Source organism: Mesorhizobium sp. M5C.F.Ca.IN.020.29.1.1 (assembly GCF_003997375.1).
GTDB lineage: Bacteria > Pseudomonadota > Alphaproteobacteria > Rhizobiales > Rhizobiaceae > Mesorhizobium > Mesorhizobium wenxiniae.
On the sequence record NZ_RZSW01000107.1, the window covers coordinates 1 to 14,095 of the forward strand.

A 14,095-nucleotide genomic window follows, 5' to 3' on the forward strand; every position below is an offset into this window, starting at 1 on the left:
GCGCAGCCCCGGCCGCGCGATGGTGGTGTTCGAGACGATGAGGCCGTCTATTGCCTTCTCGGTAACCTCGGCGGCGATATCCTCCAGCTCGGCCTCGACCAGGTCCGGCGCGATCTTGAGGAAGACGGGCGGCTGCGCTGCTGCTGCCGTACGTGCGGCCATGACGCGCGACAGGAGCTCGCCAAGCTGTTCACGGGCCTGCATGTTGCGCAGACCCGGCGTGTTCGGCGAGGAGATGTTGACCGTCAGGTAGCTGGCGTATGGCGCAAACCTGACAACGCCGCGTTCATAGTCACTGACGCGGTCGGTGCTGTCTTTGTTGGCACCGATATTGACGCCGACGATGCCGGCGCGGCCCTTGCGGGTAGCAAGCCGTTCTTCGGCAGCCTGGTGACCCTCATTGTTGAAGCCCAGCCGGTTGATCACCGCTTCGTCCGATGTCAGCCGGAAAATGCGCGGCTTCGGGTTGCCGGCCTGCGGCCGCGGCGTGATCGTGCCGACCTCGGCAAAGCCGAAGCCGAGGCCAAGCAGCGCATCGGCAACCTCGGCGTTCTTGTCGTAGCCGGCAGCCATGCCGAGCGGATTGGGGAAATCGATGCCGCAGATGCTGACTTTCAGCCTGTCGTCGCGCACGGGGCGTCGGGCGACGGGCAGCCCACATTTCAGCGCGGCGATCGACAGGCCGTGGGCGGCTTCCGGATCGAATGCGAACAGGAAGCTCCGGCCGAGCCGGTCGAGCACGTTCATTCGGCCTCCAGCGTTGGGAATTGGTGCAGTCCATCGGTGCCGAGCGGCAACGGTTGCACCAAGACAACGGCCTTGAGATCGAGCGGGCCGTAAAGATGCGGGAACAGCGCGCCGCCGCGCGAGACCTCGTATTTCAGCAAATCACCCAGTTTGGCTCCATCGATGGCGACCAGCAGCAGCCCGGTCTGGCCGGCAAAGTGTTTTGCCGCCGTTTCCCTGGCTTGGCCGGCGGTGGAAAAATGGATGAAGCCGTCGGCGACGTCGATCGGCGCGCCGGTGAATCGGCCATTTCTTTCGGCCTCGCGCCACAACGCTTCAGGTACTATCTTGTAGATAATCTGAGACATGGTTGCGCTATAGTCCGAACCAACCATACGGGGAAGAGGCAAGCAGGTTCGGAAAAGTGTCACACGGTTTTCCGACAAGAATCTGCGTTAAGGCAAAGGCTAGCATTCTTCCCCATTTCCGGCGCAAACATGCGATAAATTGCGCTTACTGGCCCATGGAGGACAATATGCGTCCGCAGCACGTCTTGATTCCCGCAGCGCTCGTCTCGCTCGTCGCGGCATCGGCCTTTTCTGAGGAAGCCGACCGATACCGGCTGGAAAAGTCGGCCACGGGCTATGTCCGCATGGACACGCAGACCGGTGCGATGTCGATCTGCGAGGAGCGTTCCGGCCAGCTCGTCTGCAAGATGGCGGCCGATGAACGCGCCGCCTTCCAGGACGAGATCGACCGGCTGCAGAATTCGGTAAAGGCGCTCGACCAGCGCGTCGTCAAGCTCGAGAACTCGCTTGCCGCCCGCTTTGAGTCGACATTGCCCAGCGAGGAGGATTTCAACAAGACGATGAGCTACATGGAGCGCTTCCTGCGCAGCTTCATGGGTATCGTCAAGGACATGGAAAAGGACAGCGGCGAGGATGGCGCCAAGCCCAATTCACAAAAAACCTGAGCACCATTCACCGTGGGAACCCGGCGCATAGGCTTGCCGCTTGAAAACGGCTGATATCGCCGCATAATCGTTCGACTGATCCCGTAAGAAGCAGACAATCAGTGGGATTCGGGGAGGGCCTCGTGCCGTCAGGCTACACTTTCGTCATCGCTGACGATCATCCACTTTTTCGCGGCGCGCTGAGAGAGGCGCTTGCCGGCATCGGCAATGTCGCCGGCATTCACGAGGCCGGCGATTTCGAAAGCGCCAAGGCGCTGGTCGTGGCCAATGAGGACGTCGATCTGGTGCTGCTCGACCTGTCCATGCCGGGCGCGAGCGGCCTTTCCGGTCTGATCTCGCTGCGCGGCATCCACCCGACGGTGCCGATGATGGTGGTGTCGGCGCATGACGATCCGGTGACCATCCGGCGCGCGCTTGATCTCGGCGCTTCGGGTTTCATCTCCAAATCGGCCAGCATGGAGGAAATCCGCAGCGCCGTGCAGTCGGTGCTTGCCGGCGACATCGCTGCGCCCACGGGCATCGATCTCGGCGTCGAGCGCGATCCCGAGATATCCGATCTGATCAAGCGGCTGCAGACGCTGACGCCGCAGCAGACGCGCGTGCTCGGCATGCTGGGCGAAGGGCTGCTCAACAAGCAGATCGCCTACGAACTCGGTGTCTCCGAAGCGACGATCAAGGCGCATGTCTCGGCCATTTTGCAGAAGCTTGGCGTCGACAGCCGCACCCAGGCGGTGATCCTGCTCTCCAAGATCGGCAGCGACCCGCTGCAGGCAGCCAGCTGAGCTAGAGCATTTTGCAGCCAAGTGGAATCACTTGGCGTTGAATAAAAGCGGCTAAAACAGATAGATAGAGCGGTTCAATTGAACGCATCCCGCTCCAGCATCCTGGTCAACAGAAAGATTATGACCGTTACTCGGCCGCGGACGCCAGCGGCCTGACCCTCGCCATCATCGAGCGCAGCACCGCTGGTTTGAGTGGCTTGTTGATCACCGGCACGTCGAGTCTGCCGGCGGTGGCGCGCACCTCGCTCGAGCGGTCGGCGGTGACCAGCACGGCCGGCATGTCCTGGCCGTGGATCGCACGCAGTTTGACGATCGCGTCAAGGCCGGTCTCGCCGTCGAGATGGTAGTCGGCAAGCACGATGTCGGGGCGATGCGTGACGGACCCCTCGAGATCCCCCGTGCCGGCAAACGTGTCGACGCTGCAGCCCCAGCCTTCGAGCAGCAGCCGCATGCCGTCGAGGATGCGGGCATCGTTGTCGATGCAGAGCACGCGAAGCCCGGCAAGCGAAGCAGCAGTGCGGACCGGCGCTTTCGCCGTGACCACGCGCCGTGGCTCCTGCGCTGCCGCGACCGGCAGGATGACGGAAAAGCGCGTGCCCTTGCCTGGGTTTGAAAAGATCTGGAGTTCGAGGCGCAAGACGCGAGCGATGCGGTCGACGATGGAAAGGCCGAGCCCGAGGCCGTCAGCTTCGCGCGCACCCTCGTCGAGCCGGGTGAATTCGTGAAAGACCGTGTTCAGCTTGTCGGTGGCAATGCCGATGCCGGTATCGATCACCTGGATCTCGGCCAGTTCGCCGCGCCGCCGCGCGCCGACCAGGATGCGGCCATGGCGCGTGTATTTGATGGCGTTGGACACCAGGTTCTGGATCAGGCGGCGCAGCAGATTGCGATCCGTCATCACGCTGAGTGACGAGGGCATGATCGTCAGTCTGAGTTTCTTCTCGGCGGCAAGCGGCTGGAAGTCGTTGCCGATCTGGCGCAGCAGTCCTTCCAGGCTGAAAGCCGTATCGTCCGGTTTCATCGCACCAGCGTCGAGACGAGAAATGTCGAGCACCGCACCGAGAATGGTCTCGACCGATTCCAGCGAAGATTCGATGTTGTTTGCGGCCTTGCCGGTCGGGCCCTTGCCGGCCTTTTCGATCAGCGACGAGCAATAGAGGCGGGCGGCGTTCAGGGGCTGCAGGATGTCATGGCCGGCGGCGGCGAGGAAACGCGTCTTGCCGAGATTGGCCTCCTCGGCCAGCATCTGCGCCTGTGCCAGTTCCTCGTTGACGCGGGTCAGTTCGACAGTGCGGTCCTTGACGCGTTGTTCCAGCGATTCATTGGCGCGCTTCAGCGCCAGATCCTGCTCGACGCGTCCTGAGATGTCGGCATAGGTGGCGACGATGCCGCCATCTGGCATTGGGTTGGAGCGCAACTCCAGGATGCGGCCGCTGGTCTTCAGCTCCATCTGCCATGGGCTGACGAAACTGGTGAGGCGGTTGAGCATCGCCACCCGCTGGTCGGCCGGAATGTCGCCGCGCTCGGCCAGGTGGCGCAGGATGCGGTCGAGCGAGACGCCGACCTGGCCCATCTCGTCGGGCAGGTCGAACAGCGCCCGATACTGGCGATTCCAGCAGATCAGCCGGAAATCCCTGTCGAAGACGGTGATGCCTTGTTCCATCTGGTCGAGCGCGATCTGCAGCAAGTCGCGATTGTGCTGCAGCGCCTCGGTGGCGTCGTCGAGCAGGCGGAAGGCATCCTTGGATTCGCGGTCGTTGCGGCGCAGCAGCAGCGACAGGATCAGCCGAGCCGAGGAGGAGCCGACGGCACTCGCCAGAAGCTGCTCGGAGAAGCGGATGACGTCCATGCTGGCTTGTTCGTTGCCGTGCAGCGAAGCGCCGCTGCTCTCTTCAAACGACTGGAAGGACCGCTCGGTGCGTTCGACGCCAAGATAGCGCGCGATGGTGTCCTTGAGGTCGTTGACGGTGACGGTGGTGCGGAAGCGGCGCAGGCTCGGCATCGGGCTCGCCTCGCGCGGCACGAAGATCGACGCCTGGATGCGTTCCAGCGGCACCGACGCGCGCGACAGCGAGCCGAGCACGAAGAACAGCGTGTTGATCGACAGGCTCCACAGGACACCGTGGTTCAGCGGCTCGGCGATGGTGCCGAACAGCGCTTGCGGCCGCAATGCGTCGAAGCCGAACAGGCCGTGGACGACAATGCCGGTGTCGGACGCGGCGAGCGAAGGAAGCAGCAGCGTATAGCTCCAGACGACGATGCCGGCGACCATGCCGAGCGCCGCCCCCCTGCCATTGGCGCCGCGCCAGATCAGTCCGCCGATCAAGGCCGGCGCGAACTGCGCGATCGCGGCGAAGGACATCAGGCCGATAGAGGAGAGCCGCGCGCTGTCGGTGCTCTCGCGATAGTAGAGGAAGGCGATGAACAGCATGATGAAGATCGCCGCACGTCGCACGTTGAGGATGAGCGCTGACCAGTCCTCGTTCTCCGATGTCGTGGTCTTGAGCAGGCGACGCACAAACAGCGGAATGACGAGGTCGTTGGAGATCATGATCGACAGCGCGACGCTTTCTACGATCACCATCGCGGTCGCCGCCGACAGGCCGCCGATGAAGGCGGCCATGGCCAACACATCGTGACCGCTGAGCAGCGGCAGCGACAGGACATAGAGATCGCTGCTGGTCCTGGTGCCGACCAGCGCCAGGCCGGCGAGCGCGATCGGCAGCACGAAAAGGTTGATCGCCACCAGATAGAGCGGAAACACCCATGTCGCGGTGCGCAGTTCGGCCTCGCTGCGATTCTCGACGATGGTGACGTAGAACTGGCGCGGCAGCATGATGATAGCGAAACCGCTCAAACACGTCAGTACCAGCCAGGTGGCGAGCGACGTGCGGTAGCCCATCGCCTGCTGCACTTGCGTATTCTCGGCGAGCTTGTCGACCATATCGCCCGGGCCGCCGAAGATCAGGAAGGTCACCATCAGGCCGATCGCCAGGAAGGCCGCGAGCTTGACGACCGTTTCCACCGCGACGGCCAGTACCAGCCCGTCCTGGTGCTCGGTGGCGTCGGCGTGGCGCGTGCCGAATAGCACCGCAAACAGCGCAAGCAGCATGGCGACGACCAGCGAGATGTCGCTGACGAAGGGATCGAAGGAGGGCGGCGAGCCGGTATAATGCTCGACCATCAGGCTGACCGAGCCGGAAATCGCCTTCAACTGCAGCGCCATGTAAGGCACCGCGCCTACCGTCGCGATCAGCGTGGCAATCGCTGCTACTGCGAAACTCTTGCCGTAGCGGGCGCCGAGGAAGTCGGCGATCGAGGTGATCTTCTCTGTCTTGGCCAGCCTGACGATGCGCCGAAGCAGCGGAAAGCCGAACACGAACACCAGCACCGGGCCGATATAGATGCCGAGGAATTCAAGGCCGCGCTCGGAGGAAAGGCCGACCGAACCGAAGAACGTCCAGGAGGTGCAGTAGATCGCCAGGCTGAGCGCATAGATGAAGGGCCGGGCCCGGTCAGACCCGGATGTCGTTGAGCGCCGGTCGCCGAGGCTGGCGATGGCGAACAGCAACGTCACATAGGCAATCGCAATGATGACGACGAACCAGCCCTGCACGGCCTGACAATCCTCCCTTGCCGGTTTTGCATCCGGCCTGCTGAGACGCAATCACAGCTTGGCGATCAAGTCCATCGCGGCTTTCGGCGCAGGATGGCTGCGGCTTCGGAATTTTGGCCGGCGGAAACGGTCTTTTGTCCATGCTGCAACCGCAGGTTTTTGCTATTGTGCCAGTGAAGCCAACGATCGGGCGAGGGCGGCGGCCTGGCCCGTCAGAACAAGGAGGGTCGAATGCTGAAAGAATTCCAGGAATTCATTTCCCGGGGTAACGTCATGGACCTGGCCGTCGCCGTCATTATCGGCGCTGCCTTCAGCAAGATCGTCGATTCACTGGTCAATGACATTATCATGCCGATAATCGGGGCGATTTTCGGCGGACTCGACTTCAACAATTATTTCCTGCCCTTGTCCTCAGCCGTCAACGCCACATCGCTGGCGGAGGCCAAGAAGCAGGGCGCAGTCTTCGCCTATGGCAGTTTCATCACCGTCGCGCTGAATTTCATCATCCTCGCCTTCATCATCTTCCTGATGGTCAAGGCCGTGAACAATCTGCGCAAGCGGCTGGAGCGTGAGAAGCCAGCTGCGCCTGCCGCTCCGCCGCCGGCCGATGTTGCGCTGCTCACCGAAATTCGCGATCTCCTCGCCAGGAAATAATCCGAAGACAGATTCCCTGGACCAAAACCCCGGTCGGTTTCGGCCGGGGTTTTCTATTTTCGCCTGTCGTAAAACACGCTAGCTGTCCAGAAGACGGAAGACGGATCCATCCATGACCCTCATCGAGGATTTGCGCGCCGAGGCCCGGGCTGCGCCGGAAAGCGGCATTGTCGCCGTCATGAACCGCGGCCGCGACCGCGACGGCATGATCCCGCTCTGGGCCGGCGAGGGCGACCTGCCGACGCCCGCCTTCATCACCGATGCCGCTGCCCGGGCACTGGCCGGCGGCGAGACCTTCTATACCTGGCAGAAAGGCATCCCCGAACTGAGGCAGGCGCTCGCCCGCTATTACGTCAGGCATTTCGGCAAGAGTTTCGCCGAGGAAGAATTCATCGTCACCGGCTCGGGCATGCATGCCATCCAGCTGGCAATCGATGCCGTCGCCGGGAAGGGGGACGAGGTCGTCTATCTGTCGCCGGCCTGGCCGAATTTCGCCGCAGCCGCCGGCGTGGCGGGCGCCGTCCCGGTCGCTGTCACGCTCGACCAGTCCGGCAATGGCTGGTCCTGCGACGTCGGCAAGATCGAGGCGGCGATCACGCCAAGGACGAAGGCGCTGTTCGTCAACACACCGTCCAATCCGACCGGCTGGACCGCCGACAGGGAGACGCTGCAAGCGATCCTCGACCTCGCCCGCGAAAAGGGCCTGTGGATCATCGCCGATGAGATCTATTCACTGTTCCACTACGGCGACAGTCGCGCGCCGTCCTTCATCGACATCATGGCCGACGAAGATCGCATCCTCTTCGTCAACAGCTTCTCCAAGAACTGGGCGATGACCGGCTGGCGCGTCGGCTGGATCAAGACCCATCCTTCGCTGCAGCAGGTGTTCGAGAACCTGGTCCAGTATTCGACCTCAGGTGTTGCCCAGTTCATGCAGCGCGGCGCGGTCGTCGCGCTCGACGAAGGCGATGCCTTCATCGCTGAGCAGGTGGAGCGGGCAAGGGCTGCGCGCGACCTGGTCTGCGGCATCCTGGCTGCGACCGGCAGGGCACGCTTCACCGTGCCGCAGGGCGCGTTCTATCTGTTCTTCGCGGTCGACGGCATCATCGATTCACGCGCCGCCGCCTTCGACATCGTCGACCGCGCCAATGTCGGTCTGGCACCCGGAACCGCCTTCGGCCCCGGCGGCGAGGCCTTCCTCAGGCTGTGCTTCCACCGCCGCCTCGACCAGCTCGAGGAAGCGGCGCACCGGCTGGCGAAGTGGATGACGAGTATGTGAGTTGCCTTCGATCCCCGAGTTGAAACTCGGGGATCAGCCGCCGGACTTCGGCACCAGCAACGGAATGACGCGGTCGCTTTCCCTCACCGAAGGCCGGCCCGCAGAACCGTAAGAGATACCCAAAGCATCCCAAGTCTCAACCAGCGCATCCTGAAGTTCCGCGATCAGGTGATCCGAATGGAACGGCGACGGCGTAATGCGCAGCCGTTCGGTGCCGCGCGGCACGGTCGGGTAGTTGATCGGCTGGATATAGATGCCGTGGACGCCGAGCAGGCGGTCGCTGGCCATCTTGCAGAGCTCGGGATCGCCGACGAGCAGCGGCACGATGTGGGTAGCGGAGTCCATCACCGGCAGGCCGGCGGCGGTAAGAACCTGCTTGGTCCGCATCGCCTGGCGCTGCTGTGCGTCGCGTTCGGACTGCGAGCGCTTCAGATGGCGGATCGACGTGGTCGCCGCGGCGGCGATGGCCGGCGGCAGCGCCGTGGTGAAAATGAAGCCCGGCGCATAGGAGCGCACGGCATCGATCACCGCATTTGTGCCGGTGATATAGCCGCCGAGCGTGCCGAACGCCTTGGCCAGCGTGCCTTCGATGATGTCGATACGGTCTGCCAGCCCTTCGCGCTCGGTGATGCCGCCGCCGCGCGGTCCATACATCCCGACGGCATGGACCTCGTCGATATAGGTCATGGCGTTGTAGCGCTCGGCAAGATCGACGATCTGCTTGATCGGCGCGATGTCACCATCCATCGAATAGACGCTCTCGAAGACGATCAGCTTGGCGCGTTCGCGGCCCGCCGCCTGCAGCAGGCTTTCAAGATGCGCAACGTCGTTGTGACGAAAGATCTTCTTCTCGGCGCCCGAACGCCGCACGCCCTCGATCATCGAGGCGTGGTTCAACTCGTCCGAGACAATCAGGCAGTTGGGCAGAAGCCGTGCAATGGTCGAGATCGAGGCTTCGTTGGAGACAAAGCCCGAGGTGAAGACGAGTGCGGCTTCCTTGTCGTGCAGGTCGGCCAGTTCCAGTTCGAGCTCGACCAGCGGATTGCTGGTGCCGGAGATGTTGCGGGTGCCACCGGCGCCAGATCCCATCTTGCCGGCGGCGTTCTGCAGCGCAGCGATGACGTCTGGATGCTGGCCCATGCCGAGATAGTCGTTGGAGCACCAGACGGTGATTTCCTGGGCGCGGCCGTTGGCGCGCCAGATGGCGCGTGGGAATTTCCCCACGATGCGCTCGAGGTCGGCGAAGATGCGATAGCGACGCTCTGCGTGGAGCTGGTCGATCGCGTCTTCGAAGAACCGCTGATAGTTCATTTCGGCTTCCCAATTTTTGCGTGGGATCATAATCATTGCCCTATTCGACGTCTACTTGGCCTTTTTGGTCAAAATGCCACGCCCCAAGCCTGTTTCTAACGACCATGGATCATGGCCTATTCCCTTGATGTGGATCAATTTTGTTCAGGACGATGCCACGCGCCGATGAGACTGGTTACCGCAGACACTAATGGTACTAATGGCCTAGTGGCAGGCTTTCCAGTAAGGCGGGTGTTGAGACAGTTTCCGACAAATCTTGAGCAGCGAGGACACGGATGACGGTTTTGGTGACAGGCGGCGCCGGCTATATTGGCAGCCATATGGTCTGGGAGCTGCTGGATGCGGGCGACAGCGTCGTCGTCCTCGACCGGCTTTCGACCGGCTTCGAGTGGGCCGTGGCACCAGAGGCAAAGCTCGTCGTTGGCGATGTCGCCGACAAGGAATTGGTCGGTTCGATCATCCGCGACAATCATGTCGACGCGATCATCCATTTTGCCGGCTCCATCGTAGTTCCCGAATCGGTTGCCGACCCGCTCGGTTATTACGAGAACAACACCTGCAAGACGCGCACGCTGATCGAGACCGCCGTGCGCGAAGGCGTGCCCAATTTCATCTTCTCCTCGACCGCCGCCGTCTATGGCGGCGCCGGGCTGGAGCCGGTGCGTGAAGATGCCCGCCTTGCACCGGAATCGCCCTACGGCCTGTCCAAGCTGATGAGCGAATGGATGCTGCGCGACGCCGCAATTGCCTATGGTTTGCGCTATACGGCGCTGCGCTACTTCAACGTCGCCGGCGCCGACCCGAAGGGCCGCACCGGCCAGTCGACGCCTGGCGCCACGCATCTGATCAAGGTCGCCTGCGAGACGGCGCTCGGCAAGCGACCCCTTATGCAGGTGTTCGGAACCGACTATCCGACGCCAGACGGCACCTGCATGCGCGACTACATACATGTCAGCGATCTGGCGGTGGCGCATCGGCTGGCGCTGGAACGCCTGCGCGCCGGCGGGACAAGTCTCGTCGCCAATTGCGGCTACAGTCACGGCTATTCGGTGCTCGAGGTGATCGACAGCGTGCGGCGCGTCTTTGGTCATGATTTCGAGGTGCGGATGGGCGAGCGCCGTCCGGGCGACGCCGCAGCGGTAGTCGCTAATTCGGAGCTGGCGCGCCGCGAACTCGGCTGGACGCCGCAACGCGACGACCTCGACCTGATCGTCGCCGACGCGCTGGCCTGGGAGCGCATTCTGACCGGCAAGAATTCGTCGCGGGGCTGAGACCAAGTTCTTAGCTCGAAAGCTCCACGCAGAAGCGCTATTGAAGGAGCTGCGCGGCGAAGCGTGGATGCATTTGGCCGCGTGTGACCTTTGGGGGGCGGCATGAGAATATTGGTGCTTGGGGCCGGTGTCGTCGGCACTGCAGCCGCCTATTATCTGGCGAGCGACGGCCACGAGGTGACCGTGATCGAGCGCCATCCAATGGCGGCGCGCGGCACCAGCCAATCGAATGCCGGGCTGGTGTCGCCGGGCGACGCCACCGCCTGGGCCTCGCCCGCTGCGCTGAAAACATTCCTGCGCGCGCTTTACAACCACGATCTCGGCATCAAGGTGCGGCTGCGCTTCGATCCTTATTTCTTCGCCTGGAGCCTGCGCTTCCTGCGCCAGTGCACGCGAGCGCGCCTGCGCGCCAACACCGATATCAAGCTGCGCCTGGCGCTTTATTCGCGCGACTGCATCAACGCCATCTCTGCCGCCACCGGCATTCACTATGACGAGCGCAAGAAGGGCATTCTCTATTTCTTCCGCTCGCAGCAGAGTCTTGATACCGGCACCGACAATTACCGCTATCTCGCCGAGCACGGTCTGCCGATCGAGATCGTCGGCCGCGAGCGGCTGGTCGAGCTAGAGCCCGGGCTTGCCGGGGCCAAGGATAAGATCGCCGGCGGCGTCTATTCGCCGATCGACCAGACCGGCGACTCCAGCCAATTCACGCAGAACCTCGCTGCCTATGCCGCCCAGAAACTCGGCGTGCAATTCCTCTACGGCACGACGGTCGAAGGCCTCGACATTGAAGGCGATCGGGTGCGCGCGGTGATGACCTCGGCCGGTCCGGTCGCTGGCGACGCCGTGGTCATATCAATGGGACCTGAAAGCGGCCTGCTCGGTCGCCGCTACGGCCTCGATCTGCCGGTCTATCCGGTCAAGGGCTACACCGCGACCTTGCAACTGGAGGACGAGAGCAAGGGGCCGACCATGGGCGGCGCCGACGAGGATCAGCTCATCGGCTATTCCAGGCTCGGCAACCGGCTGCGGCTCGCTTCGACAGCCGAGTTCACCGGCTTCGACCGCACCCACAAGCCGAGCGATTTCGCCGCCATGTTCAGGACCGGCAACGATCTGTTCCCGGGTGCCTTCGACGAGAACAAGGCCGAGCTCTGGGCCGGCTTGCGGCCGATGATGCCAAGCTCGGTGCCGGTCATCGGCCAAGCGCGCTACAGGAATCTGTACCTCGACACCGGCCACGGCCATGTCGGCTGGACAATGGCCTGCGGTTCCGGAAGATTCCTTGCCGATGTGGTCTCCGGCCGCAAGCCGGAGATCGACCCGCAAGGGCTCGTCTACAAAGGCTAGATCATGTCCGGACCGCAAGTCGCCATCGACCTTGGCTGCATCGAGCGCAATGCACGCACGGTCGTCGACCGCTGCGCCCTGTCCGGCATCAAGGTCTTCGGCGTCACCAAGGGAACTTGCGGCATGCCGCAGGTGGCGCGAGCCATGCTCCGTGGCGGCGTCGCCGGCATCGCTGAATCGCGCTTCGAAAACATCCGCCGCCTGCGCGACAGCGGCATCAATGCGCCGATCATGCTGCTGCGCAGCCCGCCGATGGCGCGCGTCGAGGAGGTGGTCCGCACCGTCGACATCAGCCTGCAATCCGAACTCGCCACCATCCGCGAGCTGTCGCGTATCGCCGCGCGCATGGGCCGCGTCCACGACATCATGCTGATGATCGATCTTGGCGACCTCAGGGAAGGCATCTGGCCGAACGATCTCGTGCCCACTGTCGAGCAGATACTGGCACTCAAGGGCGTGCGCATCGCCGGCATCGGCACCAATCTCGGCTGCTTCGGCGCCATCATGCCGACGGAGGAAAATCTCGGGCAACTTGTCGCCCATGCCTACAAGGCCGAGCGTCTGTCCGGCGCAAGGCTCGACTGGATATCAGGCGGGGCGTCATCGTCGCTGACACTGCTGCTCGAAGGCCTGCTGCCCGCCGGCATCAACAATCTGCGGGTCGGCGAAGCAATCCTGCAGGGTGGCGTCGAAACCTTCCGCGAGACGCCGTGGGCCGAACTGGAACCCGATGCCTGCCGCCTGACCAGCGACATCATCGAGGTCAAGCTGAAGCCGTCGCGGCCGATCGGCCAATCCGGCTACGACGCTTTCGGCAACCAGCCGGTGTTTCCCGACGAGCGCGACAGGTTGCGCGCCATCGCCAATATCGGCCGCGAGGACGTTTTGATCGAAGGTTTGACGCCGATTGCCAAGGGCGTGCGGGTGCTCGGCGCCTCCAGCGATCATCTGCTCCTCGATGTAACCGACGCCGACCCGCCACCCGCCGTCGGCGACCGTGTCGCCTTCCGCATGAGCTACGGCGCCATGCTGTTGGCGATGACCTCGGAATATGTCGAAAAGGCCCCGATGCACGATGTCGAGGATTTCTCCGGCCGCAAGATGGTGCAGATCACAGCCGAACCGGCGGCCGCCGGCATCCTCGCCAGGGAAGCGACCGGCGCCCGGCTGGAGGCGATGAATTTCGATGTCGTCGAGCTGGCCGATATCGAGCGACCCCCATCCGGCCTGGTCCGGCTCACCGCCGGGAGTGACCGGCGCATCGCCCACAAGGCGCTGACGATGACCGCGCGGGCGACACACTCGTTTGGCCTGATCTGGATCGATTCCATCGCCGCGCTGATGCCCGAGGGCGAAGACGGCATCGACCTGCCGGAACGTTCGGTGCTGGCGCGCGCGCTCGGACTCGATCACAAGCCCGGCGCGCTGCAGCCGCAACTGTCGCCGGAAAACGTCGTCATCGTCGGGCTGCGCCATGCCGATCCGGCCGAAGCCCGGGTGCTGAAGGATTCGCGCGTCTCCGCCTTCACCATGACCGACATCGACGCCATGGGCATGCGCGACCTGATGCACGAGGCGATCCGCATCGCCACCTCCGGCACGCAAGGCTTCCATGTCAGCTATTCGCCTCAGGTGACCGAATTCGCCGGCTGGGAGGCTGGCTCCGGCGGCATCACGGTGCGCGAAACGCATCAGGCGATGGAGGCCATCGCGCTGTCCGGCGGGCTGTTGTCGATGGATGTTTCCGGCCTGACATCAGGTTTGGAGCCGCGGATTGCGATAGACACCGTCAACTTCGTCATGTCGGCTTTCGGCAAGCGGATTTTGTGATCAGCCCCGCGCGTCGACAGCCGCGCGCCATGAGCGCGCATAAATCGCCCAGGCTGGGTCGGCCGGCGGTTCCATCCTTTCGCCTTTGCCTTGGACCGTTCTTTGGTCCGACGCCAGCAAGGCAGCGCCGATACTGGTGCCGGTCGCAGCCTCGGACGCAATGACGGCACGCGCCGTCGCTGCAGCCAGCATCTGCGTGAAAAGCCGGTTGCGGGCGAACGGGCCCTCGACGATGATCGGACCGTCGGCACCGATCAGATCGAGGCAGGTCGCGGTCATCAGCGCCAGGTAGAAAGAGAT

The 14,095-nt window shown here is 63.4% G+C and carries 11 protein-coding genes and 1 pseudogene; 7 read left to right on the forward strand and 5 right to left on the reverse strand.

Going from position 1 to position 14,095, the window contains the following annotated elements; translation table 11 throughout:
• Together EOA85_RS11585 and EOA85_RS11590 are read right to left on the reverse strand one after the other, a co-directional pair.
• Nucleotides 1–747: quinone-dependent dihydroorotate dehydrogenase (locus EOA85_RS11585; protein ID WP_127209501.1), on the reverse strand; the 747-nt coding region annotated here is incomplete at its 3' end.
• Nucleotides 744–1,094, reverse strand: a complete 351-nt coding sequence (locus EOA85_RS11590; RefSeq protein ID WP_164759608.1) for a DUF952 domain-containing protein — start codon at nt 1,092–1,094, stop codon at nt 744–746. The genes EOA85_RS11590 and EOA85_RS11585, both read right to left, overlap by 4 nt.
• Before the next feature lie 167 nt (nt 1,095–1,261).
• Between EOA85_RS11590 and EOA85_RS11595 the strand changes: the two genes are divergently transcribed.
• Nucleotides 1,262–1,699 carry a hypothetical protein gene (locus EOA85_RS11595; protein ID WP_029356777.1) on the forward strand — a complete coding sequence of 146 codons (438 nt, stop codon included), beginning with the start codon at nt 1,262–1,264 and terminating at the stop codon, nt 1,697–1,699.
• 122 nt (nt 1,700–1,821) lie between these two features.
• Nucleotides 1,822–2,481 carry a response regulator transcription factor gene (locus EOA85_RS11600; RefSeq protein WP_127209508.1) on the forward strand — a complete coding sequence of 220 codons (660 nt, stop codon included), beginning with the start codon at nt 1,822–1,824 and terminating at the stop codon, nt 2,479–2,481.
• Nucleotides 2,482–2,608: 127 nt separating this feature from the next.
• On the opposite strand, the gene EOA85_RS11605 is transcribed toward EOA85_RS11600, so the two are convergent.
• On the reverse strand, nt 2,609–6,097 hold the full coding sequence (locus tag EOA85_RS11605) for a PAS domain-containing hybrid sensor histidine kinase/response regulator (protein WP_127209502.1): 3,489 nt from the start codon (nt 6,095–6,097) through the stop codon (nt 2,609–2,611).
• 231 nt (nt 6,098–6,328) lie between these two features.
• Here EOA85_RS11605 and mscL point away from each other — a divergent pair, with 231 nt between their 5' ends.
• Complete coding sequence (gene mscL / locus EOA85_RS11610; RefSeq protein WP_095517070.1) at nt 6,329–6,751, forward strand: large conductance mechanosensitive channel protein MscL; 423 nt, start codon at nt 6,329–6,331, stop codon at nt 6,749–6,751.
• Nucleotides 6,752–6,863: 112 nt separating this feature from the next.
• A complete protein-coding gene (locus EOA85_RS11615) occupies nt 6,864–8,030 on the forward strand; it encodes a pyridoxal phosphate-dependent aminotransferase (protein ID WP_127209503.1) in 1,167 nt (388 codons plus the stop codon).
• A gap of 33 nt (nt 8,031–8,063) precedes the next feature.
• On the opposite strand, the gene hemA is transcribed toward EOA85_RS11615, so the two are convergent.
• Nucleotides 8,064–9,341 carry a 5-aminolevulinate synthase gene (gene hemA / locus EOA85_RS11620; RefSeq protein WP_127209509.1) on the reverse strand — a complete coding sequence of 426 codons (1,278 nt, stop codon included), beginning with the start codon at nt 9,339–9,341 and terminating at the stop codon, nt 8,064–8,066.
• A gap of 275 nt (nt 9,342–9,616) precedes the next feature.
• Here hemA and galE point away from each other — a divergent pair, with 275 nt between their 5' ends.
• The 3 genes from galE to EOA85_RS11635 all read left to right on the forward strand — a co-directional run bounded on the left by galE (nt 9,617) and on the right by EOA85_RS11635 (nt 13,795).
• Complete coding sequence (gene galE, locus EOA85_RS11625; RefSeq protein ID WP_127209504.1) at nt 9,617–10,612, forward strand: UDP-glucose 4-epimerase GalE; 996 nt, start codon at nt 9,617–9,619, stop codon at nt 10,610–10,612.
• A 102-nt stretch (nt 10,613–10,714) separates the two neighbouring features.
• Nucleotides 10,715–11,965, forward strand: coding sequence for a D-amino acid dehydrogenase (locus tag EOA85_RS11630; protein ID WP_127209505.1), 1,251 nt, complete (start codon nt 10,715–10,717; stop codon nt 11,963–11,965).
• A gap of 3 nt (nt 11,966–11,968) precedes the next feature.
• Entirely contained in the window at nt 11,969–13,795 is a 1,827-nt protein-coding gene (locus tag EOA85_RS11635) for an alanine racemase (RefSeq protein WP_127209506.1), read from the forward strand.
• Here EOA85_RS11635 and EOA85_RS11640 read toward each other — a convergent pair.
• Nucleotides 13,796–14,095, reverse strand: a pseudogene (locus EOA85_RS11640) (FGGY-family carbohydrate kinase); the annotation flags it as partial. It abuts the gene before it with no gap.

Excerpts from the sequence above, each read along its gene's own strand:
- EOA85_RS11590 (WP_164759608.1), bottom strand. The coding sequence starts at position 1,094 with ATGTCTCAGATTATCTACAAGATAGTACCTGAAGCGTTGTGGCGCGAG.
- EOA85_RS11615 (WP_127209503.1), top strand. The coding sequence starts at position 6,864 with ATGACCCTCATCGAGGATTTGCGCGCCGAGGCCCGGGCTGCGCCGGAA.
- EOA85_RS11635 (WP_127209506.1), top strand. The coding sequence starts at position 11,969 with ATGTCCGGACCGCAAGTCGCCATCGACCTTGGCTGCATCGAGCGCAAT.
- hemA (WP_127209509.1), bottom strand. The coding sequence starts at position 9,341 with ATGAACTATCAGCGGTTCTTCGAAGACGCGATCGACCAGCTCCACGCA.
- galE (WP_127209504.1), top strand. The coding sequence starts at position 9,617 with ATGACGGTTTTGGTGACAGGCGGCGCCGGCTATATTGGCAGCCATATG.
- EOA85_RS11630 (WP_127209505.1), top strand. The coding sequence starts at position 10,715 with ATGAGAATATTGGTGCTTGGGGCCGGTGTCGTCGGCACTGCAGCCGCC.
- EOA85_RS11595 (WP_029356777.1), top strand. The coding sequence starts at position 1,262 with ATGCGTCCGCAGCACGTCTTGATTCCCGCAGCGCTCGTCTCGCTCGTC.
- mscL (WP_095517070.1), top strand. The coding sequence starts at position 6,329 with ATGCTGAAAGAATTCCAGGAATTCATTTCCCGGGGTAACGTCATGGAC.